Here is a 23195-nt window from a genome sequence, read left to right on the forward strand (position 1 = left end):
ACTTCATCCTGCAGGCCCTGCGCGGCGAGCCGATCACGATCTATGGCGACGGCACCCAGACCCGCAGCTTCTGCTATGTCGACGACCTGATCGAGGCGATGATCCGGGTGATGGATCAGCCGCCGGAATTCGGCGGTCCGATCAACCTTGGCAATCCCTGCGAGTTCACCATCCTTGAACTCGCCGAGTGCGTGCTCCGGCTGACCGGTTCGCGGAGCCGGATCATCCACCATCCCCTTCCCTCCGATGATCCAAGGCAGCGCCGACCGGATATCGGCCTGGCCCGTGAACGCCTGGGCTGGGAGCCGACAGTGTCCCTCGCAGACGGGCTGCAAGAGACCATCCGTTATTTCCGAAGCTTGGCCGTCTGACGGTGGACAGGGGAATGACGACGGACACCATACCGGCCCGCACGAAGCCCTGCGATGACGCGGCCGTGAAGGAGGCGCGCCGGAAGGCTCTTCTCGCGATGAAGGCGCCGTCGCAGATGAAGATCATCTGCATCGACATCACCAACAAGTGCGATCTCGGCTGTTCGAACTGCACGCGTCTGCTCGTCAATCAAGACAAGCACTGGGACATGACGCCGAACAATTTCCGGCTCGCCCTCAGGAGCTTGGAGGGGTTTCCCGGGATCATCGCCGTCATCGGCGGCAATCCATGCATGCATCCGAAGTTCGCGGAGTTCTGCCGGATCTTCGCGGAGGAGGTGCCGGACAAGCGTCAGCGTGGTCTTTGGACCAACAACGTGTTCAAGCACGAAGCGCTGTGCAGGGAGACCTTCGGGGTCTTCAACCTCAATCCGCATGGCGATGCCCGAGGCGAGACTTCGCTGAGCCCCCTCAAGAATCTCGGGTGGTACCACCGGGGGCATTCCGAGCATTCCTCGGTTCTGGCTGCGATCCAGGATCTCCACGAGCCCGTTGAAATGTGGGAGCGGATCGGCCGCTGCGATGTGAACCAAACGTGGTCCGCCTCCATCGTCGAGGTCCGCGGGATCCTGAAAGCCTATTTCTGCGAGATCGCAGCCGCCTTCGATCTCGCACGGGGGGGGGCAGCACGGCATGGACGTGGCGCCCGGCTGGTGGAAGCGCCCGTTGAGTCGCTTCCACGGACAGGTCGACCGCTTCTGCCCCGGTTGCGGTGTCCCTGCCCGGGTGAAGGGGCACCTCGATCACGAAGAGATCGACACCTATTCGCAGACCAATGCCGATCTTGCGGTCAAATCGCAAAATAGGAAGAAGCGAAACATCATGGAAGTCGGTAAAACCAGCTACGAAAGCATTGCTCAAATGCCAGTCACTGCCTATTCAGAAGATCTGCGACAGAGCGGTCCCCGGATCTTCGTTGTCACGCCGTATTACCGCGAATCCCTCAACGTGCTCAGGCGGTGTCATGAAAGCGTGATGGCGCAGCAGGTTGAAGCGCGCCTGACGCATGTCATGATCGCGGACGGGCATCCTCGGGAGGAAATCGACGGCTGGGACGTCCTACACATCAGGCTCCCCAAGGCACATGGCGACAACGGCAACACGCCGCGCGCGGTGGGCTGCGTCGTGGCAGAGACCAACGGTGCCGACTTCATCGCCTTTCTGGACGCCGACAACTGGTACTATCCCGAGCACCTCGCGATCATGCTCGACGCCATCAAAGAGACTGGGGCGAGCGTCGCCTGCTGCTGGAGGGACTATTTCGGTCCAGACGGCACGAAGATCGAGGTGATCGAGCCCGATGAGTTGGCCCTGAACCACGTGGACACGAGCTGTATCATGCTGTCGAGCGCAGCGTTCGACGTGAACCAGTTATGGTCTACGATGCCGAAGATCCTGACACCCTGGTGCGATCGCGTGGTCATGACCGGCATCCGCCATCGGCGACACCTGCAGTGCTACACCCGCAAGAGGACCGTCGCGTTCACGACGATCTACTCGAAGCACTTCGAGGATTTGAACCTGCCGCTGCCGCCCAACGCCAAACGGACGCCGGACGAGGCAATGCGCGCCTATCTTCAGTCGATTGAGGGCGTACAGCAGACCGTCCGCCGGATGGGATTCTGGCCCTTAGCCATCTGATCCGGAAGCGCCGGGGCTCTGCCCCGGCACCCTGCCAAAGGGCTGGCCCTTTGGGATCCCCTATTCCGCCGCCTGCGCGAGATACGAGGCGGGATTGTAGTTGAGGATCGGGCCGAGCCAGCGCTCCACCTCCGCCACATCCATCTCCTTGCGGACGGCGTAGTCCTCGACCTGATCCCGCTCCACCTTGGCGACGCCGAAATAGTGGGCGTCCGGGTGGGCGAGGTAGAGGCCCGACACCGAGGAGCCCGGCCACATGGCGAAGGACTCGGTGAGCTTCACGCCGATGCGGCGCTCGGCCTTGAGGAGATCGAACAGGGTCGTCTTCTCGGTGTGGTCGGGCTGGGCGGGATAGCCCGGCGCCGGGCGGATGCCCGCATAGGGCTCGCCCGTCAGCTGGTCCGGCGTGAAGGTCTCGTCCTGGGCGTAGCCCCAGAACTCCCGGCGGACGCGCTCGTGCATCCGCTCGGCGAAGGCCTCCGCGATGCGGTCGGCCAGCGCCTTCACGAGGATCGCCCGGTAATCGTCGTTGGCGCGCTCGAAGCGCTCGGCGATGCGCACCTCTTCCAGGCCCGCCGTCACCACGAAGGCGCCGACGTAATCCGCGATGCCCGTCTCAGCCGGGGCGACGAAGTCGGACAGGCAGAGATTCGGGCGCCCGTCCCGCTTCGAGAGCTGCTGGCGCAGGCCGTGGAACGTGGCGAGCGTGTCGCTGCGCGAGTCGCCCGTCCAGAGCACGATGTCGTCGCCGACGCTGTTCGCCGGCCAGAAGCCGAGCACGGCCTTTGGGTTGAACCAGCGCTCCGCCACGATCTGCTGCAGCATCTCCTGCGCGTCCTCGTAGAGGGCGCGGGCGGCCGGGCCCTGCTCCGGGTCGTCGAGGATCGCCGGGAAGCGGCCCTTGAACTCGTAGGTCTGCAGGAACGGCGTCCAGTCGATGTAGGGCACGAGGTCCGCGACCTCGTAGGAGCCGAAGACGCGGGCATCGGTGAAGGTCGGCTTCTTCGGCGCGTAGGCGGACCAATCCGCCTTGAAGCGGTTGGCGCGGGCCTTGGCGAGGGGCAGGCGCTGCTTGTCGGCCTCCGACCGGGCATGGGCGGCCGCGACCTTGGCGTATTCGGCGCGGACCTTCTCGATGGTGGCGCCGCGGGTCTCCTTGGAGATCAGGCTCGAGACGACGCCCACCGCGCGGCTCGCATCGGTGACATAGACCGCCTGCCCCCGCTCGTAGGCCGGGTGGATCTTCACCGCCGTGTGGACGCGGCTCGTCGTGGCGCCGCCGATGAGGAGCGGCACGTCGAAGCCCTCGCGCTCCATCTCGCCGGCCACATGGACCATCTCGTCGAGCGAGGGCGTGATGAGGCCCGACAGGCCGACGATGTCGACCTGCTCGCGCTTGGCCGTTTCGAGGATCTTGGCGGCCGGCACCATCACGCCGAGGTCGATGATCTCGTAGTTGTTGCAGGCCAGTACGACGCCGACGATGTTCTTGCCGATGTCGTGGACGTCGCCCTTTACGGTGGCCATCAGCACCTTGCCGGCGGCCTGGCGCTTGCCGTCGCCGCCATTGGCGAGCTTCTCGGCCTCCATGTACGGCTCAAGATAGGCGACCGCCTGCTTCATCACGCGGGCCGACTTCACCACCTGCGGCAGGAACATCTTGCCCGCGCCGAACAGGTCGCCGACCACGTTCATGCCGGCCATGAGCGGACCTTCGATGACGTGGAGCGGCCGCTCGACGCCCTGACGCGCCTCCTCCGTGTCGGCGATGATGTAATCGGTGATGCCGTTGACCAGCGCGTGCTCGATGCGCTTCGCGACCGGGGCCTCGCGCCACGTCAGGTCGGCGGTGCGCGCCTGGGCCGAGGCGCCAGTCTTGAACCGCTCGGCGGATTCCAACAGGCGCTCGGTGGAATCGTCGCGACGGTTGAGGACGACGTCCTCGCACAGCTCGCGGAGTTCGGCGGGAATCTCATTGTAGACTGCGAGCTGGCCGGCATTGACGATGCCCATGTCCATCCCGGCCTGGATGCAGTGGTACAGGAACACCGCATGCATCGCCTCGCGCACCGGCTCGTTGCCGCGGAAGGCGAAGCTCAGGTTCGAGACGCCGCCCGAGATGTGGGCGTGGGGCAGGGTTTCCCGGATGGTGCGCGTGGCTTCGATGAAGGCGACGCCGTAGCCGTTATGCTCCTCGATGCCGGTGGCGACCGCGAAAATGTTCGGGTCGAAGATGATGTCTTCCGGCGGGAAGCCGACCTGCTCGGTCAGGATCTTGTACGCCTTCGTGCAGATCTCGACCTTGCGCTCGTAGGAATCGGCCTGGCCCTGCTCGTCGAAGGCCATCACCACCACGGCGGCGCCGTAGGAGCGGCAGATTTTGGCGGCCTCGATGAATTTTTCCTCGCCCTCCTTCATGGAGATCGAGTTCACGATGGCCTTGCCCTGGATGCACTTGAGGCCGGCCTCGATCACCTCGAACTTCGAGGAATCGACCATCACCGGCACGCGGGCGATGTCGGGTTCGGCGGCGACGAGGTTCAGGAACTCGACCATCGCCTTCTGCGAATCGAGCAGGCCCTCGTCCATGTTGACGTCGATCACCTGGGCGCCGGCCGCGACCTGATCGCGGGCGACGTCGAGGGCGGCGGCGTAGTCGCCGTTGGTGATGAGCTTCCGGAACTTGGCCGAGCCAGTCACGTTCGTGCGCTCGCCGACGTTGACGAAGGGGATCTCCTTCGTGAGCACGAAGGGCTCCAGGCCCGACAGGCGCATCAGGCGCGGCACGTCGGGGATCTGGCGCGGCGCCTTGCCGGCGACGGCCTCCGCGATGGCGCGGATATGGTCCGGGGTGGTGCCGCAGCAGCCGCCGACCATGTTGACGAGGCCCGCTTCCGCGAACTCGCCGACGAGGGCGCCCATCGCCTCCGGGCTCTCGTCGTAGAGGCCGAATTCGTTCGGCAGGCCGGCATTCGGATAGGCGCAGACGAGGGTGTCGCAGAGCCGCGAGAGTTCGGCGATGTGGCCGCGCATCTCGCGGGCGCCCAGCGCGCAGTTCAGGCCGAAGGTCAGCGGGTCGGAATGGCGCAGCGCATTCCAGAACGCCGCCGGGGTCTGGCCGGAGAGGGTACGGCCCGACAGGTCGGTGATCGTCCCCGAGATCTGGATGGGAAGACGCACGCCGAGTTCGGAAAAGACCTGCCACGCGGCGGCGATCGCCGCCTTGGCGTTGAGGGTGTCGAAGATCGTCTCGATGAGGATGAGTTCGGCGCCGCCCGCGATGAGGCCGCGCACCTGCTCGACATAGGCGGTCTTCACCTGATCGAACGTGACGGCCCGGTAGCCGGGGTTGTTCACGTCGGGCGAGATCGAGAGCGTCCGGTTCGTCGGGCCGATGGCGCCGGCCACGAAGCGGCGACGGCCGTCCTTCTGTTCGGCGAGCCGGGCGGCCTCGCGGGCGAGGCGCGCGCCCTGCTCGTTCAGCTCATGGACGATGGACTCCATGCCGTAATCGGCCTGGGCGATGGTCGTGCCGGAGAAGGTGTTGGTCTCGCAGACGTCGGCGCCCGCGAGGAAGTAGTCGAGGTGGATCTGCCGGATCGCGTCGGGCTGCGTGAGGATCAGGAGGTCGTTGTTGCCCTTCTGATCGTGGCTGTGATCCGTGAAGCGATTGCCCCGGAAATCCTCCTCCGAGAATTTCAGGCGCTGGATCACGGTGCCCATGGCCCCGTCGAGCACGAGGATCTTTTCGGAGGCGCGGTCCCGCAGGGCCTTGGCGATTGCGGTGCCGTCGACGGGGGCGAAATCGGTCATCGTCAGTCCTTGCAGACTACCTCATCCTGAGGTGCCGAAGCGGAGCGAAGGCCTCGAAGGAGGCCTCCAGAAAGCTGTGCGATCCCTGGAGCCGTCCTTCGAGGCCCGCTGGCGCGGGCGCCTCAGGATGAGGGCTCGGGAGGGAGGTGCCCTGTCAGGCGGCCTTCGCGGCGGCGATCTTCGGCGCCTGGGCGCGCAGGCCGAGGAGGTGGCAGATCGCGTAGACGAGGTCGGAGCGGTTCATCGAGTAGAAGTGGAAGTCGTTGATGCCCTCGTCCACGAGGTCGAGCACCTGCTCGGCGGCCACGGCGGCGGCCACGAGGCGGCGGGTCTCGACGTCGTCGTCCAGGCCCTCGAACCGGGCGGCGAGCCAGTAGGGCACCGAGGCGCCGGTGCGGCGGGCGAAGTTCGCCGCCTGCTTGAAGTTCTGCACCGGCAGGATGCCCGGCAGGATCGGGATGGTGATCCCGGCCGCCCGCACCTTCTCCAGGTAGCGCAGGAACACGTCGTTATCGAAGAAGAACTGCGTGATCGCCTGATCCGCGCCGGCATCGACCTTGGCCTTCAGGGCGTCGATGTCGGCTTCGAGGCTCGCGGCCTCGGGGTGCTTCTCGGGATAAGCCGAAACCGACACCTTGAAGTCGCCGATCCGCTTGATGCCGGCCACCAGTTCGGCGGTGGAGGCGTAGCCGCCCGGATGCGGGCGGAAGGCGTGGCCGACGCCCTCGGCCGGGTCGCCGCGCAGGGCCACGATGTGGCGCACGCCGGCATCCCAGTAGGACTGGACCACCGCGTCGATCTCCTCGCGGGTGGCGTCGACGCAGGTCAGGTGGGCGGCGGGCTTGAGGGTGGTCTCGCGCACCATCCGGGCGACGGTGTTGTGCGTGCGCTCACGGGTGGAGCCCCCGGCGCCGTAGGTCACGGAGACGAATTTCGGCTGCAGCGGCGCGAGGCGCTCGATGGAGCTCCACAGAACCTTCTCCATCTCCTCGCTCTTGGGCGGGAAGAACTCGATGGAGACGCGGATGGGGTGGTAGCCGTCGCGGCTGGCGCGTGTGGTCCGGGCCATGGTGTTCGTTGCTCCTCGTCCTCAAGATCCGACGGTTCGGACGACATTTCCTTGGTGAAATCTCAGGCGACCGCGCGGCCATCGCCCCAGGCCGCGTTGGCGTCCCGCCCCTGCCCTTCCTCCTCGGCGAGCCACAGCGTGACCGTGAGTTGGCCGGAGGCTGCCGGCGCGAGGTCGCGCGCGGTGACGGCAGGCAGGCCGGCCTCGGCGAGCCAGCCGGCGATCTGCTCCGTGGAGAAGCCGAGCCGGCGGTGCGCCTGGGCGGTGCGCAGGAATTCGAGATCGTGCGGGGCGAAATCGACCACCAGCAGGCGTCCTCCCGGCGCGACGAGGCGCGCGGCGGCTTTCAGCGCGCGGGCCGGGTCGTCGAGGTAGTGGAGCACCTGATGCACGATCACAAGATCGAACCCCGCCTTGGCGAAGGGCGGGGCGTGGATGTCGCCTTGGCGCAGTTCCACCCGCGCGAGACCCTGTCGCTCGAAATTGGCGCGGGCGACGGAGAGCATGGCGTGGTTCGAATCGAGCCCGACCGCCCTCCCCGCCAGCGGCGCGAGGAGGCCGAGCATTCGGCCAGTGCCGGTGCCGAGATCGAGCAGGCTGCCGATGGGGCGCGGCCCGAGGGCATCGAGCACGGCGGCCTCGACGATGGCCTCCGGCACATGGAGCGAGCGCAGCTCGTCCCATTTCGGCGCCAGCCGGGCAAAGAAGCTCTGCGCCGCCTCGGCCCGTTGCGTCCGCACCGCATCGAGCCGCGCGCGGTCCTCGGAGAGCGGCGGGGCGGCGCGGTCGAGCCCGGCGACCAGCGGGTCGGCGAGGTCGGCGCGGTTCTCCGCGAGGCGGAAGAAGGCCCAGGCGCCCTCGCGATGCCGCTCCACCAGCCCCGCTTCCACGAGAAGCTTGAGGTGACGGGAGATGCGCGGCTGCGACTGGCCGAGGATGTCGGTGAGGTCCGAGACCGACAATTCCCCCTCCGCCAGCAGGGCGAGGATGCGCAGACGCGTCTCCTCCGCCGCGGCGCGCAGGACGGCCAAGGCTTGGGAAAAGGGGACCGACCCCGCCTCTCGCTGGCGTTCACTAGACATAAAGATATCTTTATGTGCGTTCGAGGCGGGGCGCAAGGGCAAATCGGCGTGTGCGGCGCGTCTGGAACCTGCGGCGCGGGCGTGCTCTTCTGACGGGGATATGGTTCTCGCGAGGCGGCTTCGTGTTCGGCATCCTGCGCACCCTGGGCTTGGCCCTCGGCCTTCTCGGCGGCGCCATCGCGGCGCAGGCCCCCGAATTCGCGCAGCAATACGCGCAGCGCCTCGGCGGCGCCGTGGACGAATTGCGCCGGGAGATCGCGACTCTCGAATCGGATGCGCAGGCCAACGGCACCACGCGCGACGGCGCGGTGGAGCGCCTGCGCAGTAACCCGGACGGGCTGGTCGCCCGGCGCGGCGAGGCGGCCCAGGCCGATATCGCCCGGCTCGCCCGCCTCTCGGCGCAGCAACAGGCCCTGACCGAGGCGACGAGCCCCCTCGGGCGGACGGTCGCCGTGATCCGCGATCCCGACACGGGCATCGCCCGGGCGACCCTGCGGACGTACCAGCCCGCCGTGCCGACGACGGCCGACGGGCTGACCGCCGGGCTGGTCGGTTTCCTGGCCGCCTGGGGCGGCTGGCGCGTTGTCTCCGACATCGGCCGGCGGGTCGCGAGACGCCGGTCGCGGCAGCCGGCGACGGCCGCCTGAGTGAAGAGCAGTGGCGGGGTGTTGCCGGGCGTCTACAGCCCTGTGCCCGCCGCTTGCTTATCGAGCCTGGATCCGCTCGCTCCGGATCGGATGGGGCGTACCATGCCACGCGCGTCGACACAGACGATCGACCCCGCCCTCGACGCCGCCGCCCTGTTGCGGCGCGTCGGGTTTTTCGGGCTGTTCGTGGTCCTTCCCGTCCTGGCGCAGGTCGCCCGGCGCGCGGCGGTGATCCTCGCGCCCATTGCCGTCGTGCTGCTGCTCATCGCCAGCGGCATCGACAGGCGGCAGCGGCCGGCCGTGCCCGCCATCCGGCGGCTGCTCACGGCGCCCGCCTTCCTGGCCGGCAGCCTCGTCGTCCTGTGGTCGGCCCTGTCGCTGGCCTGGACGCCCTTCCTCGGCCCGGCGGGGGAACGGCTCGCCAACCTCGTGGCGACCATCGGCCTCGGCCTTGCCGCCTACCTCGTCCTGCCCGACCGGATGCGCTCCGCGAACCTCTATCTCCTGCCGCTCGGCGTGACGGCGGGGGCCATCGTGGCCATCGCCCTCGGCGTCTCGGGGGCGCGGATGGCGCCGGGCATGGAGGATGACGGGGCCCTCGACCGGGGCCTGATCCTGCTGATCCTCCTCGTCTGGCCCGCCCTGGCGTGGCTGCGTTCCCGCCGCCGGGACCGGGAGGCGCTGGTCGTCGCCCTGCTCGTGGCCGTGGCCCTGACCGTCCAGCCGGACGCGACGCAGATCGCGGCGCTCGCCATCGGCGCCCTCGCCTACGCGCTCACAAGCCTTCGCCTGAAGGCGGGCGTGGCCGCCACCGCCCTGACGGCGGCGATCCTGCTCGCCGCCGCGCCGATCCTGCCCTTCCTCGCGCGCCCCATCGCTTCGGCCGTGCTCGGGCCGGTGAGCCCGGCCGCGCTGTCGCTCAAGAGCTGGCAGAAGGTCGTGACCACCGAGCCGGTGCGCCTCGTGACTGGCCACGGACTGGAGACCGCCCTGCGCGGGCGGGTGGTCGGGCTCGTGCCGGCCAATGCGCCGACCACGGCCCTGTTCGAATTCTGGTACGAGCTCGGCATCGTCGGGGCCCTCGCCGCCGCCTTCGCCCTCTACGCCTCGATCCGCAGGGCGGGCCGGGACGTCCCCGCCCTCGTGCCCGGCGCCATGGCCTGCTTCGCCAGCGCCTTCGCGGTGGCCTGTCTCGGCGTCGGCCTCACCACGGTGTGGTGGCTCGCGACGCTCGGCATCGCGGTAATGGTGTTCGTGACGGTGGAGCGCGGGCAGTTCCGCACCAGCCGCCCGAAGGTGACGCGCCTGCGCCGCCTCCGGGATGACGGCCCCGCCGGAGCGGGCGCCGCCTGAAGTCTGGAATAAGGTCAGTCGACGACGCGCAGCGAGACCCACGAGGTCCCACCCATGCCGAGTGCCCGCGCCGAGCCGCGGGACAGGTCGATGATCCGCCCGCGGACGAACGGGCCACGATCGTTGATCCGGACGACGACAGCCCGGCCGGTACGGCGGTTCTCGACCCGCACGCGGGTGCCGAAGGGCAGCGTGCGATGGGCTGCGGTCAGCCCGTTGGGATTGAAGCGCTCACCGTTCGCCGTGCGATGTCCGCTGCCGTACCAGGATGCATTGCCGCCCTGGGCGGCGGCCGGGGACACGGCGCCGACGGCGCCAGCCAACATTCCGAGGACGAGAGCGATCTTACCGAAACCAACCTTCATTTGTCCGCGCATTCCCTTGTTGTTAGCGGGACGGCGCCAGTCGTTTCGGAAACGGGCAGCAATATGGCGTCAAATTTCGTGATTTCGATGCCGCATTTTGGCCCCATTGATGCTGGACGCAATGATTACATGCGGGTCGACATCCGAGTTTCCTAGCTCAGAGTAAAGAATACTTGGTGCGAATGCTGGCGAAGTATCGCGATAGATGAAAGCGCGACGCCGAATGACCGGCGCGGGTGCGAGGATTATCCTAGATCTGCGTGTGGCGAAGGGCTGCATCCCGCTGAGGCGGAGGCTCGCAAATCGAGCGCGGACGGCGCCCGGCGGGGCCGGGTCAGAACGGGACGCTTTTTTCGAAACAGGCTGAACGCGGTTTTTACCGTAGCCGACGCATGGTCCCCCGGTCAGTCGCGTAACCGGTGTGTCTCATGGCTTCCCAGCGTACCGTGGCAGCCGACGCTCTCGCCCGGAATCAGGTCTCGCGTGCCGGGCGGCCCGCGTCGGCGCCACGGATGGGTTACTCTGCCCAGCCGTCGCCACTCAGGTCCAAGGACCTTCCCCTCGACACGGTGCTGATCGGCGATTGCATCGCCGCCATGAACGCCCTTCCGGCGTCCAGCGTCGACTGCGTGTTCGCGGACCCGCCCTACAATCTCCAGCTGGGTGATGCCGGGCTGCTGCGCCCCGACCAGAGCCGCGTCGACGCCGTCGACGACGACTGGGACAAGTTCGCGAGCTTCCCCGCCTACGACGCCTTCACCCGCGAATGGCTCGCCGCCGCCCGCCGGGTGATGAAGCCGAATGCGACCCTCTGGGTGATCGGGTCATACCACAACATCTTCCGCGTCGGCAGCGCGCTTCAGGATCTCGGTTACTGGATCCTCAACGATATCGTCTGGCGCAAGGCGAACCCGATGCCGAACTTCCGCGGCAAGCGGTTCACCAATGCGCACGAGACCTTGATCTGGGCTTCCCGCTCGGCGGACTCGAAGGGCTACACCTTTCATTACGACGCGCTGAAGGGGGGCAACGAAGACCTCCAGATGCGCTCGGACTGGTTCATCCCCCTCTGCACGGGGGACGAGCGCCTGAAGGACGAGGAGGGCCGGAAGGTCCACCCGACGCAGAAGCCGGAGGCACTGCTCGCGCGCACCCTGCTCGCCGCCACCAATCCCGGCGACGTGGTGCTCGATCCGTTCTTCGGCACCGGCACGACCGGCGCCGTGGCCAAGCGCCTGGGCCGCCGCTTCATCGGCATCGAGCGCGATCCCGGCTACGCCGCCGCCGCGCGGGAGCGGATCGCGGGCGTCGAGACCCTGTCGCAGGCCGCCCTCCTCGTCGCGCCGACGAAGCGCGCGGAGCCCCGCGTGCCGTTCCTGTCGGTGATCGAGGCCGGCTTGGTCCAGGCCGGCGAGACGCTCTGCGACGAGCGCGGGCGCTTCCGCGCCACGGTGCGCCCGGACGGGCAGCTCGACAACGGGCTGGTCGTCGGCTCGATCCACAAGATCGGCGCCCTCGTCCAGGGCCTGCCGGCCTGCAACGGCTGGACGTTCTGGCACGCCGAGCGCGGCGGCCGGAAGACCTGCATCGACGCGTTCCGCACCGAGATCCGCGCCACGATGGCGGGGGCCTGAGCAGCCCTACCGCGCCTTCGGCCCGCCTTTGCGCGGCGGGGCGGCGGCGACGGGCCGGCGGGACAGCACCTTCGGCAGTGGTGCCCGGCGGGGCGGCGGCTCGGCGGGCGGCGGCGTCGCGAGGTCCGGCTCCGGCGCGGGCGTCGGCGCGGGCGGCAGCGCGAGCTTCTGATCGAGGGCGTGGGCCAGCACCTTCTTCATCGCCCCCGGCAGGGGCTCCTCGCCGAGTCCGGCGGGGGTGGTGAAGCGCATCCCCTCGGGCGCCGTCATGTCGGCCGCGACCCGCGCCATGAACACCGTCAGTTCCAGCGGGAAGTGCGTGAAGACGTGCCGCACGATGCCGGGTAGGCGTTTCCAGCGGGCGTCGAGGGGCGCGTCGAGGAGCGCCTGCGCCGGATCGTAATCGGGCCGCCACTCGCTGGTCGGCGGCTCGGCCATGGCGCCGAGGAGGCCGCTCGCCGGGCGCGTCCGCAGCAGGATCGCCCCGTCCCCTGCCCGCTGCACCACGAAGGCCGCGCCCTTCCGCAGGGCGCCGGCCTCCTTCTTCACCTTGCGCGGGAAGGTTTCCTGCGTGCCCTCCCTACGGGATCGGCAAGGCAGCATCCACGGGCACAAAGCGCAGGCCGGGCGCTTCGGGGTGCAGAGCGTCGCGCCGAGATCCATCACGGCCTGCGCGAAATCCCCCGGCCGCGTCTGCGGCACCAGCGTCTCGGCGAGGGTGCGCAGGGCCGGGCGGGCGGCGGGCAGGGGCTGCTCCACCGCGAAGAGCCGCGAGACGACCCGCTCGACATTGCCGTCCACCGCCGCCGCCGGCCTGTCGAAGGCGATGGAGGCGATGGCGCCCGCCGTGTAGGCGCCGATGCCGGGGAGCTTGCGCAAGCCCTCCACCGTATCGGGGAAGGTGCCCCCCGCGGCCGCCACCGCGCGGGCGCAGGCGTGGAGGTTGCGCGCGCGCGAGTAGTAGCCGAGCCCCGCCCAGGCGCTCATCACCGCCTCCTCCGGCGCGGCGGCCAGGGAGGCGACATCGGGGAAGCGTTCGAGGAAGCGGGCGAAATAGGGCTTCACCGCCGTGACGGTGGTCTGCTGCAGCATGATCTCCGACAGCCAGACCCGATAGGGATCGGGCGCCTCGCCGGGCAGCGCGCGCCAGGGCAGCGCCCGGCGATGGCGGTCGTACCAGACCAGCAGGTCGGCCGCCTCGGGCCGGGCGTCCTGTCTTGAGTGTGACGCCGCGGGCGCTACCATGCGCTGGCCTTAACCGGTTTTTCGCGCCGGCGGGAGCAGGTTTTCGGCCACCCCATGCGACGCACCCGATGGCACGCCCCAAGCCCCTCGCCGAACTCATCGATTCCTGCATCGGCCCGGCCTTCGCGGCCCAGGGCTTCGCCTCCACCGACATCCTCGCCGCCTGGCCGGAGATCGTCGGCGAGCGTCTTGCCCGCTATTGCCGGCCCGCCAAGCTCGAATGGCCCCGGCGCCGCCGCGCGGAGGACGGGAGCGGGCCGGAGCCCGGCACGCTGGTGGTGCGCGTCGAGGGCGTCTTCGCCATCGAGTTGCAGCACCTCGCCCCCGTCGTGATCCAGCGCATCAACGCCCATTACGGCTGGGCCTGCGTCGGCAAGATCGTGCTCAAGCAGGATCGCGTCGGGCAAAGGGGCGCCGCCTCGGCCACGCGGGGGATCGATCCCGCGCGGCGGGGCGAGGTGGCGAAGGCGGTCTCGGCCATCGAGGATCCCGGCCTGCGCGACGCCCTCGACCGCCTCGGCATCGCCACCGTGGCCACCGCCCCCGGCCCGGGGCGGCCGGTGAAGAAGACGTGAGCCGGCAGCGCCGTCGCGCCGCCTTGCCAGCCCTGCCTTCCGCAGATACCCGGTTGCACAACGACACACGCCAAATGGCGGAGGCATCACGCCAATGACCACCCGACGCGACGCATTGAAGCTCACCGGCCTCGTCACCGCCGGCCTCGCCCTCCCCGGCTTCGTGGCCCCGGCCTTCGCCGACACGGTCGACAACGCCGCGCTGCTCCAGCCCGGCCCGCTGGGCGACGTCTGGCTCGGCCCGGCCGACGCCAAGTGCACGATCATCGAATACGCCTCGATGACTTGCCCGCACTGCGCGAAGTTCCACAAGGAAACGTGGCCGGAGTTGCGCAAGCGCTACATCGACACCGGCAAGGTGCGGTTCACCCTACGCGAATTCCCCCTCGATCCCCTGGCCACCGCCGCGTTCATGCTGGCCCGGTGCGAGGGCGACAAGATGTACTATCCCGTGACCGACCTGCTCTTCGACCAGCAGCAGGGCTGGGCCTTCACCCAGAAGCCGGTGGACAACCTGGAGCAGATGCTCAAGCAGGCGGGCTACACGAAGGACAAGTTCGAGGCCTGCCTGAAGAACGAGAACATCTATGCCGGCATCAACGCCGTGAAGCAGCGAGGCATGGACGTGTTCAAGGTCGATTCGACGCCGACCTTCTTCATCAACGGCACGCGCTACACCGGCGAGCAGACGATCGACGCAATGGAGAAGGTGATCAAGCCGATCATCGGAGCCTGAGCACTCGGCCACACGCGGCCGTGAAGACGGGTGGCGGGAAAAGCTTGCCGAAACGCCCGAAAACGTAACGCTGACAACGAGTTGCGACGATGGGCGGTCGCCTTGACACCCAAGGTAGGCGAAACTATGGTGCGCCCCGCTTGAAGGGGGCTTCCAGCAGATTCCGACTCCGGATTTCCCGAGGGTTAGAGCCGTGAACGGCGACGACGCGAGGGACGGAAACGGGGATGCCGGCAAGCCACCGGAGGGCGACCTCTCCGCGAGGCTCAGGCGTCTCGAAGCGCAGATTGAACGGAAGCGGCCATCGGCTGCTCCCGGCACGTCGTCGCGCCCACAGGACACTGGCCGCACCCCGCTCGCTCAGGCGATGACGCTCTCCACGGAGTTCGTCGCCGGTGTGATCGCGGGGGGCATCCTCGGTTGGATCGTCGACCACGTCTTCGGGACGAAACCCTGGGGACTGATCGTCCTCCTGCTGCTCGGATGCGTGGCAGGCTTCTACAACGTGTTGCGGGCCTCCGGGTTCGGCGGTACGCGCCCTCCAAGGCGCGGCGGATCCGATCGCTGAGACAGGCGCCGAAGTCGGCGCCGGAGAGAGATAAGAAGGGCGGGAGCGGGCATGGCGGTCACGATCGACCCGATTCACCAATTCGAACTGAAGTCCCTCGTGCCGCTCGGCCATATCGGCCATCAGCAGCTCGCGTTCACCCAATCCGCTCTGTACATGTTCGCCGCCGTGGGCGTGATCGCGCTCATCACCATCGTCGCGACGTCGTCGCGGTCGATCGTGCCGGGCCGCATCCAGTCCCTGGCGGAAGTCTTCTACGAATTCATCGACGACACGGTGTATCAGGCGACCGGCGAGGGCGGCCGGAAGTTCATGCCGCTCGTGTTCTCGCTGTTCATGTTCGTGCTGATCCTGAACCTGTTCGGCATGATCCCCTACGCCTTCGCGGTGACGAGCCATCTCATCATCACCTTCGGCCTCGCCGCCCTGGTGATCAGCGTGGTGGTGGGCTACGGCGTGTACAAGCACGGCACGCACTTCTTCGGCCTCTTCGTGCCGTCGGGCGTGCCGAAGCCGCTGCTGGCGATCCTCGTGCCGATCGAGATCATCTCGTTCATCTCGCGTCCGATCAGCCTGTCGGTTCGTCTCTTCGCGAACATGCTCGCCGGCCACATCGCGATGAAGATCTTCGCCTTCTTCGTGGTTCAGCTTCTTCTCGCCGGGGCCTGGAGCGTGCTATCGCCCCTCCCGCTGTTCCTGACGATCGCCCTGACCGCCCTCGAATTCCTCGTGGCGGCCCTTCAGGCCTACGTCTTCGCGACGCTCACGGCGATCTACCTGAACGACGCTCTTCACCCCGGCCACTGACGACCGGCCGGCTTCCCCGCCGCGAACCTCGCGCACGTTTCTCGAGAAAGACCTCAGGAGTTACCATGGATCCCGTCGCTGCGAAGTACATCGGCGCCGGCCTCGCTTGCCTCGGCATGGCGGGCGCGGGCATCGGCCTCGGCAACCTGTTCGGTCAGTTCCTTGCCGGCGCCCTTCGCAACCCCTCGGCCGCCGACGGCCAGCGCGCCACCCTGCTCCTGGGCTTCGCCCTCACCGAGGCGCTCGGCATCTTCTCGCTGCTGATCGCGCTGCTGCTGCTCTTCGCCGTCTGATCGGCGCTTGCCGGGGTCCTCGGGCCCCGGCTTCGGCGGCGCCCCGGCGCCGCTTCTCCACGGGAGGGTGACGCCCCGCGTCCTCCTCCTCCGGCGCCTCCCGGCGCCCCCCGACGGTGTTTTCTCGGACCGGTTTGATGGCGCAGCCGAACCCTCTCACGACGCCGCCTCCGGGCGCCGACACGCAAGTCGTGCCGGGCCATGTCGAGCACACGGAAGCGCATTCCGGCGCCTTCCCGCCCTTCGAGACCTCGGGCTTCCTAGCCCAGCTCGTCTGGCTGGCTCTGGCCTTCGGCCTCCTCTACTACCTCATGGACAAGGTGGCCCTGCCCCGCATCCGGGGCATCCTCCACAACCGCGCCGAGCGGCTTCGCGCCGATCTCGATCAGGCGCAGGCGATGAAGTCCCAGGCCGACGCGGCCGGGGTCGCCTACGAGACCTCCCTGCGCGAGGCGCAGAACAAGGCCCGCGACATCGCGCAGGCCACGCGCAACGAGCTGAACGCCGAGGCGGATGCCAAGCGCAAGGCGCTGGAAGCCGACCTGAACGCCAAGCTCGTCGCCGCCGAGACCACCATCCGCAGCCGCACCGACGCGGCGATGGGCAACGTCCGTTCGATCGCCGGCGAGACCGCCTCGGCCATCGTCGAGCGGCTGACCGGCCAAGCCCCCGATCAGGCGAGCCTCAACCGGGCGCTCGACGCCACGGCCCACTGAAGAGGACCGCCATGCTGCTCGAAGCCGAATTCTGGGTCGCCGTCGCGTTCTTCATCTTCATGGCCATCGCGTGGAAGGCCGGCGCCTTCAGCACGATGACCAAGGGGCTGGACGGCCGCGCCAACCGCATCCGCCACGAACTCGACGAGGCCAAGCGCCTGCGCGAGGAGGCCGCCGCCGTGCTGGCCGACTACAAGCGCCGTCAGGTCGAGGCCGAGAAGGAAGCGCAGGCGATCATCGCCAGCGCCCGCGAGGAGGCGCAGCGCGCCGCCGACGAGGGCCAGCGCAAGCTGAACGAGTTCCTCGACCGCCGCACCAAGGCGGCCGACGTCAAGATCGCCCAGGCCGAGGCCCAGGCTGAAGCCCAGGTCCGCGCGGCGGCGGCAGAGGCGGCGATCCGCGTCTCCGAGACGATCCTCAAGGAGCGCCTGCAGGGCGATTCCGCGCAGGGCCTCATCCGGTCGAGCCTCGGCGAGATCCGTACCCGCCTCCGCGCCTGAGACCTGGCGCGCCAGCGCCGACACGAAAGCCGCCTCCGGGCGGCTTTTTTCGTTTGGCCCCTCCCCGCTCCGGTGAACGCCCACCCCCTCGGGGAGTTGGCGAGGGCGTTGAGGGAGGCGGAGGTCGGGGCTTCATGGCGGACAGGGTGAGGATCGTCGTGGTCGGCGGCGGCGTCGCGGGGCTGGAAGTGGCCACCGGCCTCGGCCGGGCAAGCCGAGCCGAGGTGACGCTCGTGGATCGCGGCCTGTCCCATGTCTGGAAGCCGATGCTGCACACCTTCGCCGCCGGCACGGCCCGCCCCGACCGGCAGACGGTCGATTTCTTCGCACAGGCCAAGCGCAACGGCTTCCGCTTCCAGCCCGGTACCCTCACCGCCGTGGATCGGGCGGCCAAGACGATCTCCCTCGTGGTGGAGGAGGCCGAGTCCCGGCCGCCGCTTACCCTCCCCTACGATCTGCTCGTGCTGGCCATCGGCAGCCGCGCCAACGATTTCGGGACGCCGGGCGTGGCCGAGCATTGCTCGACCATCGACGACCTCACCGAGGCCGAGGTTTTCCACGCCGCCCTGCGCCGGCACCTGCTCCGCAGCTTCCGAGGCGGCGACGGCTTGTCGGTGGCCATCGTCGGCGGGGGCGCCACGGGCGTCGAACTGGCCGCCGAACTGAAGCACGCCATCGATCTCCTGGCCCGCTACGGCTCGCCCGACCTGCCCCGCCGCCTGCGGCTGTCCCTGATCGAGAGCGGCCCGCGCCTGCTCCCTGCCTTCCCCGAAAAGGTCTCGGCGGCGGCGGCGAGGACGCTGGCGGGTCTCGGCGTCGAGGTGAGGACCGGGACCATGGTCACGGCGGCCGACGAGCACGGCTTCGCCCTCAAGGACGGAGGCCGGGTCGAGGCGACGCTCAAGGTCTGGGCCGCGGGGGTGAAGGCGCCCGACGTCCTGTCGCGGATCGACGGGCTGGAGCGGGCCCACACGGGCGGCCTCGTGGTGGGTCCGGATCTGCGCACCACGCGGGATCCGGCGATCCTGGCGCTCGGCGATTGCGCCAGCCTCACCGATCCGGCCTCCGGGCGGCCGGTCCCGGCGACGGCGCAGGCGGCGCATCAGCAGGCGCAGCACCTCGTTCCGGCGTTGCGGCGTATCCTGGCCGGGGGCGGCGTCGCGGCACCCCTGCCGCCGTTCCATTACCGGGAGCGCGGCGCCATCGTCTCGCTCGCCGATTACAACGGCTGGGGGACGCTCGGGCGCTACACGTTCGGGGGCGGGCGCCTGAACGGGCTCTTCGCCCGGCTGGCGCACGATCTCCTCTACCGCCAGCACCAGTTCGGGCTGTTCGGGCCCGGTCTCGCCCTGGCGACCTGGGCCGCCGACGAGCTCGACCGCAGGGTGAGCCCGCCCGTGCGGCTCGACTGATCGCTCAGTCCGGCCGCTCGCCCTCGACCTCGCGGGTCTCCTCGACCTCCGGGGCGACCTGCCCGTAATTCAGCACGGCGACCAGGGCGACGCCGCCGAACAGGTTGCCGGCCAGTGTCGGCAGCAGGAACCGGAAGACGTAATCCTCCAGGGAGGCCGCGCCCGTCACGACAAGGTAGAAGCCCTCCACCGAGCCCGCGACGACGTGGGCGAGGCTGCACAGCGAGACGAGCCACGTCATCAGCATGATGATGAAGGGCGCGGCGCTGCCGGTGGCGGGCAGGAACCACACCATCAGGGCGATCATCCAGCCGGCGAACACCGCCTTCACGAAGGTCGCCGCGAAATCGTGGGCGATGGCATCGTGGCTGATCTCGGCGAAGGCCTTCTGCACCGAGGGTTCGAAGGCGCCCGCATGGGCGATCAGGGTCGCGATGGCCAGCGTGCCGAGCAGGTTGCCGGCGAGGACGATGGTCCACAGGCGCAGCACCCGCCACGTGGTCTTGATCGAGCGGTCGTGCAGGAGGGGCAGGACCGGGGTGATGGTGTTCTCGGTAAAGAGCTGCTGCCGGCCGAGCACCACGACGAGGAAGCCGACGGAATAGCCCATCGAGGAGATGACCTTGCTCCAATCGGCCTCCGGCAGGTGCGATTTGAGCACGCCGGGCACGATCAGCGAGAGCGCGATGCTCAGGCCGGCGGCGAAGGCCGAGAGGAACAGGGCGCCCCCATGGCGGCGCAACTCCTCGTCGCCACCCAGCCGGATCGCCTCGTGCAGGACGTAGGCGTCCGGCCGGGCGATCTCGTCCACGGTCTTGAGAAGCTCGTGGCGTCTCGTCTTCCTGTCGGACTTGTCGTCCTCGGTCATCCGCACCGCTCCGCTACGCCCACGATGGGAAGGGCCTCAGGCCGAAAGCCGGGCCACCAGGGCCTCGACCTCGGCCTGGGCTGCCGCGAGGGCGGCGTCATCGCGGCTGCGCACGACGATACGGTTGCGGAACCCCTCCGGCGTCATCATTGGATAGGATCCGATGGACACGGCCGCATGGCGCTTGGCGATGTCGCCGAGGTCGCCCGCGTAATTGCCCTCCGGGATGCCCTTGGCCTCGATGGTGACGGAGCGCATGGCGGTGCCACCCGTCAGGGTCGGGCCCACGGCGTCGAGCATCGCCTGCATGATCGCCGGCACGCCGGCCATCACCATCACGTTGCCGATGCGGAATCCCGGCGCCTTCGAGATCGGGTTGGCGATGAGGTCCGCGCCGAAGGGGATGCGTGCCATGCGCAGGCGGGCCTCGTTCAGATCCTCCGGCTTGTGCCGCTCCAGCAGCATGGCGCGGGCGCGCTCGTCCACGTCGATGCCGACGCCGAAGGCCTTGGCAATGCAATCGGCGGTGATGTCGTCATGGGTCGGGCCGATGCCGCCGGTGGTGAACAGGTAGGTGTAGCGCTCGCGCAGGGCGTTCACCGCCTCGACGATCCGGTCCTCCTCGTCGGGGACGATGCGGACCTCGCGCAGGTCGATCCCGGCGGCGGTCAGGTAATCGGCGATGGTGCCGATGTTCTTGTCCTTGGTGCGCCCCGAGAGGATCTCGTCGCCGATGACGAGGATCGCGGCGGTGACCGTGGCGGGGGTGGCGTTCATCGGACCTGTCGTGATTCTGAATTACCGTGCAGATAGCGCGCTGCGATCCCGACGCCACAGCCCAGACCGAGCGATCCCCATGCTTTGGCCCTCGCCCCTCACGGAGGGGCGGCTCCTGCGACGCTACAAGCGCTTCCTGGCCGACATCGAGACCCCGGCGGGCGTCGAGACCGTCCATTGCCCGAACCCCGGCGCGATGATGGGCCTCGACGCGGCGGGGAGCCGGGTGCTCCTGTCGCGCTCGTCCAACCCGACGCGCAAGCTGCCGCTGACCTGGGAGGCGGTGGAGGCCGACCTGCCGGGCGGCCCGCAATGGGTCGGCATCAACACGATGCGCCCGAACGCCCTGGTGGCCGAGGCGTTTCGCGGCGGGCTCCTCGCGCCGCTCGCCGGCTACGAGTCCCTGCGGCCGGAGGTGCGCTACGCCAAGGCGAGCCGGGTCGACTTCCTGGCGGCCGGGCCGGCGGGACCGTGCCATGTCGAGGTGAAGAACTGCCACCTCATGCGCCGCGAGGGGCTCGCGGAGTTCCCCGATTGTAAGGCCGCCCGCAGCGCCCGGCACATGCGCGACCTCGCGGAGGTGGTCGAAGCCGGTGGGCGGGCCCTGGTGGTGATCGTGGTGCAGATGCGGGCCGAGTCCTTCGACGTCGCCCGCGACATCGATCCGGCCTTCGACCGCGCCTTCCGCGAGGCGCGGGCGGCGGGCGTCGAGACGCGGGCCTATCGCTGCGATGTCGGGCCGGAGGGCGTGGCGATCGTGGCGGAGATCCCCATCGTCACGCCCGCCTGACGGGAATCAGCCCCGTTCGAACATCAGGTTCAGCCGCGAGGGCGGCAGTTCGCGGTAGCCGTGCTCCTTGAGGAGCTTCGGCAGGTCGATCTGCCATTGGCCGGTGCCGTTCTCGATGAGGAGGAGGCGCGGCAGCAGGCTCTCCGGCGCCTCGCGCAGGAAGGGTTCGAGGATCAGGTCCTCGGCGCCCTCCACGTCGAGCTTGATCGCATCGACGTGGGTCAGGCCCTCGCCGTGCAGCAGGTCGAGGAGCGTCACCGCCGGCACCGTGACCTGCGCGCCCTCGTTGGTGCCGACGATCCGCAGGCTCGATTCGCCCCGGTTGCGGGGGTCGATGAACAGGGTCAGCTCGCCGGTCTTGTCGGCGACGGCGCAGGCCACGGCCTTCACCGTGTGGAACGGGTTCTGCGCGATGTTGTAGCTCAGCCGGGCGAACACGTCCTTCTGCGGCTCCACCGCCACGATCCGCGCCTGCGGCCCGGCGAAGGCGGCGACGAAGAGGGCGTAGGCGCCGATATTCGCGCCGATGTCGAGGAACACGCAATCCTGCGGCAGCCGCGCCTTCAGCAGGGCGCGCTCCTGCGGGTCGAAGAATTGCGGGGTGAAGAGGACTTTCTTCTCGCAATTGTTGTTGTACGGGTGCAGCCGCATCTTCGCGCCGTAGCGCGTCACGTCGAGGGGCTTGCCCCCGAGCAGCGAGATGCCGATGCGCCGGAGCAGCAGGGCGAGGCGTCGCCCGTACCAGTTCTCGGTGCCGATGCTGCTGGTGCGCCGGGTGATCGCGGCGACGAGGCCGGTCGGCGCGTAAGTCCCGTAGGGTCGTGAATCGCTCATGGCGCGGCGGTGATGCCAGCCGGGGCGCTCTGTCGCAAGCGCGCGTTGTCGTGGCGCGGCGCTGCCGGTAAGCCGGACCCGTTGTGGCGGAATGGGTTCGGGGATGGACAGTTTCGATTCCGATGGCGTGCGGATCGCCTATATCGACGTGTCGCCGGCCTCGGGCAGTGGCGATGCGATCCTGCTGATCCACGGCTTCGCGTCGAACCACGCGGTGAACTGGGTCAACACCCAATGGGTGCGGGCCCTGGCCCAGGCCGGCTACCGCACCATCGCCCTGGACAATCGCGGCCACGGCGAGAGCGAGAAGCTCTACGATCCGGAGGCCTATTCCTCCGAGGCGATGGCCTCCGACGCGGTGCGGCTCCTCGACCATCTCGGCATCGATCGTGCGCATATCATGGGCTACTCGATGGGCGCGCGGATCACCGCCCACATCGCCCTCGACCATACCGCGCGCGTCCGCACGGCGCTGATCGGCGGTCTCGGGATGCACCTCGTGGAGGGGCGCGGCCTGCCCTCCGGCATCGCGGAGGCGCTGGAGGCGCCCGCCGGCACGCCCGCCCCGAACCCCACGGCGGCGGCGTTCCGCACCTTCGCCGAGCAGACCCGCAGCGATCTGCGGGCGCTGGCGGCCTGCATGCGCGGCTCGCGCCAGACCCTCAGCCGGAGTGAACTCGCGCAGATCGAGGTGCCGGTGCTGGTCTCGGTCGGGACGCTGGACACGGTGGCGGGTTCGGGCCCGGGGCTCGCCGCCCTGATGCCCGATGCCCGCGCCCTGGACCTGGAGGGCAAGGACCACTCCACCGCCGTGGGCGCCAAGGCCCACCGCGACGGCGTGCTCGCGTTCCTCGCGGCCCAGCCCTAGATCGGCGACCGATCACATTGAGGCCCCCCAACCTTGGACCTCATCCTGAGGCGCCCGCGTCAGCGGGCCTCGAAGGAGGGCTCCAGGGATCGCGCAGCAGGCTGAAGCCCTCCTTCGAGGCCGCCGCTTCGCGACGGCACCTCAGGATGAGGGAAAGATATGGAGAAGGCT

At 69.1% G+C, this 23195-nt stretch carries 24 protein-coding genes (1 of these 24 cut by a window edge); 16 read left to right on the plus strand and 8 right to left on the minus strand.

Annotated features, from left to right (window positions below; genetic code table 11):
- The 3 genes in view from ACXJ1Y_RS08540 to ACXJ1Y_RS08550 are tightly spaced (at most 14 nt apart) and all read left to right on the plus strand, a layout consistent with a single transcriptional unit that may run on beyond the window.
- On the plus strand, window positions 1-371 hold the end of the coding sequence (locus ACXJ1Y_RS08540) for a UDP-glucuronic acid decarboxylase family protein (RefSeq protein ID WP_463849615.1). The gene continues 571 nt to the left of window position 1, outside the view; 371 of the gene's 942 nt are visible here — the last part of the coding sequence; the start codon falls outside the window, past its left edge; the stop codon is at window positions 369-371.
- A gap of 14 nt (window positions 372-385) precedes the next feature.
- Window positions 386-1237 carry a radical SAM protein gene (locus ACXJ1Y_RS08545; protein ID WP_463849616.1) on the plus strand — a complete coding sequence of 284 codons (852 nt, stop codon included), beginning with the start codon at window positions 386-388 and terminating at the stop codon, window positions 1235-1237.
- A complete protein-coding gene (locus ACXJ1Y_RS08550; RefSeq protein ID WP_463849617.1) occupies window positions 1158-2072 on the plus strand; it encodes a glycosyltransferase in 915 nt (304 codons plus the stop codon). The genes ACXJ1Y_RS08545 and ACXJ1Y_RS08550 overlap by 80 nt, the downstream gene beginning before the upstream one ends.
- Before the next feature lie 60 nt (window positions 2073-2132).
- Here ACXJ1Y_RS08550 and metH read toward each other — a convergent pair whose 3' ends face one another.
- The 3 genes from metH to ACXJ1Y_RS08565 all read right to left on the minus strand — a co-directional run bounded on the left by metH (window position 2133) and on the right by ACXJ1Y_RS08565 (window position 8036).
- Window positions 2133-5885 (minus strand): methionine synthase, encoded by a 3753-nt coding sequence (gene metH, locus ACXJ1Y_RS08555; RefSeq protein ID WP_463849618.1) that lies wholly within the window; start codon window positions 5883-5885, stop codon window positions 2133-2135.
- Window positions 5886-6039: 154 nt separating this feature from the next.
- Window positions 6040-6954 (minus strand): methylenetetrahydrofolate reductase [NAD(P)H], encoded by a 915-nt coding sequence (gene metF / locus ACXJ1Y_RS08560; RefSeq protein ID WP_463849619.1) that lies wholly within the window; start codon window positions 6952-6954, stop codon window positions 6040-6042.
- 62 nt (window positions 6955-7016) lie between these two features.
- The gene (locus tag ACXJ1Y_RS08565) at window positions 7017-8036 is read right to left on the minus strand and encodes an ArsR/SmtB family transcription factor (protein ID WP_463849620.1); all 1020 of its coding nucleotides are present in this window, start codon (window positions 8034-8036) and stop codon (window positions 7017-7019) included.
- Window positions 8037-8158: 122 nt separating this feature from the next.
- On the opposite strand from ACXJ1Y_RS08565, the gene ACXJ1Y_RS08570 reads away from it, so the two are divergent.
- Both ACXJ1Y_RS08570 and ACXJ1Y_RS08575 read left to right on the plus strand, forming a co-directional pair.
- Window positions 8159-8683 carry a DUF2937 family protein gene (locus ACXJ1Y_RS08570; RefSeq protein ID WP_463849621.1) on the plus strand — a complete coding sequence of 175 codons (525 nt, stop codon included), beginning with the start codon at window positions 8159-8161 and terminating at the stop codon, window positions 8681-8683.
- Between the two features lie 102 nt (window positions 8684-8785).
- Window positions 8786-10036 carry a peptide ABC transporter permease gene (locus ACXJ1Y_RS08575; RefSeq protein ID WP_463849622.1) on the plus strand — a complete coding sequence of 417 codons (1251 nt, stop codon included), beginning with the start codon at window positions 8786-8788 and terminating at the stop codon, window positions 10034-10036.
- 14 nt (window positions 10037-10050) lie between these two features.
- Here the strand turns inward: ACXJ1Y_RS08575 and ACXJ1Y_RS08580 are convergent, their stop codons facing one another.
- Window positions 10051-10401, minus strand: a complete 351-nt coding sequence (locus tag ACXJ1Y_RS08580; RefSeq protein WP_463849623.1) for a septal ring lytic transglycosylase RlpA family protein — start codon at window positions 10399-10401, stop codon at window positions 10051-10053.
- A gap of 428 nt (window positions 10402-10829) precedes the next feature.
- Here ACXJ1Y_RS08580 and ACXJ1Y_RS08585 point away from each other — a divergent pair, with 428 nt between their 5' ends.
- A complete protein-coding gene (locus ACXJ1Y_RS08585; RefSeq protein ID WP_463849624.1) occupies window positions 10830-12035 on the plus strand; it encodes a site-specific DNA-methyltransferase in 1206 nt (401 codons plus the stop codon).
- Window positions 12036-12041: 6 nt separating this feature from the next.
- Here the strand turns inward: ACXJ1Y_RS08585 and mutY are convergent, their stop codons facing one another.
- Complete coding sequence (mutY, locus tag ACXJ1Y_RS08590) at window positions 12042-13280, minus strand: A/G-specific adenine glycosylase (protein WP_463849625.1); 1239 nt, start codon at window positions 13278-13280, stop codon at window positions 12042-12044.
- A gap of 68 nt (window positions 13281-13348) precedes the next feature.
- On the opposite strand from mutY, the gene ACXJ1Y_RS08595 reads away from it, so the two are divergent.
- The 8 genes from ACXJ1Y_RS08595 to ACXJ1Y_RS08630 all read left to right on the plus strand — a co-directional run bounded on the left by ACXJ1Y_RS08595 (window position 13349) and on the right by ACXJ1Y_RS08630 (window position 18887).
- On the plus strand, window positions 13349-13855 hold the full coding sequence (locus ACXJ1Y_RS08595) for a DUF721 domain-containing protein (RefSeq protein ID WP_463849626.1): 507 nt from the start codon (window positions 13349-13351) through the stop codon (window positions 13853-13855).
- A 94-nt stretch (window positions 13856-13949) separates the two neighbouring features.
- On the plus strand, window positions 13950-14591 hold the full coding sequence (locus ACXJ1Y_RS08600) for a DsbA family protein (protein ID WP_463849627.1): 642 nt from the start codon (window positions 13950-13952) through the stop codon (window positions 14589-14591).
- A 193-nt stretch (window positions 14592-14784) separates the two neighbouring features.
- On the plus strand, window positions 14785-15159 hold the full coding sequence (locus tag ACXJ1Y_RS08605) for an AtpZ/AtpI family protein (RefSeq protein ID WP_463849628.1): 375 nt from the start codon (window positions 14785-14787) through the stop codon (window positions 15157-15159).
- A 51-nt stretch (window positions 15160-15210) separates the two neighbouring features.
- On the plus strand, window positions 15211-15966 hold the full coding sequence (locus ACXJ1Y_RS08610; protein ID WP_463849629.1) for a F0F1 ATP synthase subunit A: 756 nt from the start codon (window positions 15211-15213) through the stop codon (window positions 15964-15966).
- Window positions 15967-16031: 65 nt separating this feature from the next.
- Window positions 16032-16259, plus strand: coding sequence for a F0F1 ATP synthase subunit C (locus ACXJ1Y_RS08615; RefSeq protein WP_007566773.1), 228 nt, complete (start codon window positions 16032-16034; stop codon window positions 16257-16259).
- Window positions 16260-16396: 137 nt separating this feature from the next.
- Complete coding sequence (locus ACXJ1Y_RS08620; protein ID WP_463849630.1) at window positions 16397-16975, plus strand: F0F1 ATP synthase subunit B family protein; 579 nt, start codon at window positions 16397-16399, stop codon at window positions 16973-16975.
- A gap of 14 nt (window positions 16976-16989) precedes the next feature.
- Window positions 16990-17475 (plus strand): F0F1 ATP synthase subunit B family protein, encoded by a 486-nt coding sequence (locus ACXJ1Y_RS08625; protein WP_463850071.1) that lies wholly within the window; start codon window positions 16990-16992, stop codon window positions 17473-17475.
- A gap of 134 nt (window positions 17476-17609) precedes the next feature.
- The gene (locus tag ACXJ1Y_RS08630) at window positions 17610-18887 is read left to right on the plus strand and encodes an NAD(P)/FAD-dependent oxidoreductase (protein ID WP_463849631.1); all 1278 of its coding nucleotides are present in this window, start codon (window positions 17610-17612) and stop codon (window positions 18885-18887) included.
- A gap of 4 nt (window positions 18888-18891) precedes the next feature.
- Here ACXJ1Y_RS08630 and ACXJ1Y_RS08635 read toward each other — a convergent pair whose 3' ends face one another.
- A complete protein-coding gene (locus ACXJ1Y_RS08635; RefSeq protein ID WP_463849632.1) occupies window positions 18892-19755 on the minus strand; it encodes a formate/nitrite transporter family protein in 864 nt (287 codons plus the stop codon).
- Between the two features lie 36 nt (window positions 19756-19791).
- Entirely contained in the window at window positions 19792-20532 is a 741-nt protein-coding gene (locus ACXJ1Y_RS08640; protein WP_463849633.1) for a competence/damage-inducible protein A, read from the minus strand.
- A 79-nt stretch (window positions 20533-20611) separates the two neighbouring features.
- On the opposite strand from ACXJ1Y_RS08640, the gene sfsA reads away from it, so the two are divergent.
- A complete protein-coding gene (gene sfsA, locus ACXJ1Y_RS08645; RefSeq protein WP_463849634.1) occupies window positions 20612-21322 on the plus strand; it encodes a DNA/RNA nuclease SfsA in 711 nt (236 codons plus the stop codon).
- A gap of 6 nt (window positions 21323-21328) precedes the next feature.
- Here the strand turns inward: sfsA and ACXJ1Y_RS08650 are convergent, their stop codons facing one another.
- Window positions 21329-22156, minus strand: coding sequence for an FkbM family methyltransferase (locus tag ACXJ1Y_RS08650; protein WP_463849635.1), 828 nt, complete (start codon window positions 22154-22156; stop codon window positions 21329-21331).
- Between the two features lie 103 nt (window positions 22157-22259).
- Between ACXJ1Y_RS08650 and ACXJ1Y_RS08655 the strand changes: the two genes are divergently transcribed.
- The gene (locus ACXJ1Y_RS08655; protein ID WP_463849636.1) at window positions 22260-23024 is read left to right on the plus strand and encodes an alpha/beta fold hydrolase; all 765 of its coding nucleotides are present in this window, start codon (window positions 22260-22262) and stop codon (window positions 23022-23024) included.
- Window positions 23025-23195: the final 171 nt, after the last annotated feature.

The sequence above is a fragment of the Methylobacterium sp. TK26 genome (assembly GCF_055361565.1).